The sequence below is a fragment of the Pseudoalteromonas sp. P1-13-1a genome (assembly GCF_001401875.1).
GTDB lineage: Bacteria > Pseudomonadota > Gammaproteobacteria > Enterobacterales > Alteromonadaceae > Pseudoalteromonas.
This window is the reverse complement of sequence record NZ_LKDV01000089.1, coordinates 1-461: the sequence shown is the minus strand read 5'-3', so window position 1 is coordinate 461 and position 461 is coordinate 1. Positions and strand designations below refer to the sequence as shown.

Genomic DNA, 461 nt, shown 5'->3' with positions numbered 1-461 from the left:
TGTTCTGGTCAACTCCAGCCGGACACTTTTCCTAAAGAATTTTCATACTCTACTGGTGACTGATCATTATTAGCTGAGTGCAGTCTTTCCAGATTGTAATACTTCATATATTCTGCAGCATCATTTTTCATGTGCTCACGCGTTGGTTGAGCCACTTTTAGTAACCAATCATGTTTCAAGCTACCAAAGAACCTTTCAACAACAGCATTATCCCAACACGCTCCCACATCACCCATGCTTGCTCTAACACTATAACTCCTAAGTAATTGCCGATATTGCTTGCTTGTATATTGTGAGCCCCTGTCGCTGTGAAATACTAATCCTTTGGGCGGTTGCCGTAAGTTATATGCTTTTATCATTGCTTTACTGACCAAATCAGTCGTCATACGTTTATCAATATGCCAGCCAACAATTCGACGAGAATATAAATCCATTACAACAGCAAGGTACATCCAGCCTTC

The 461-nt window shown here is 40.8% G+C and carries 1 protein-coding gene; it reads right to left on the bottom strand.

Annotated features, from left to right (window positions below; genetic code table 11):
* Positions 1-8 precede the first annotated feature (8 nt).
* Positions 9-461: IS3 family transposase (locus tag AN391_RS19915; RefSeq protein WP_152967922.1), on the bottom strand; the 453-nt coding region annotated here is incomplete at its 5' end.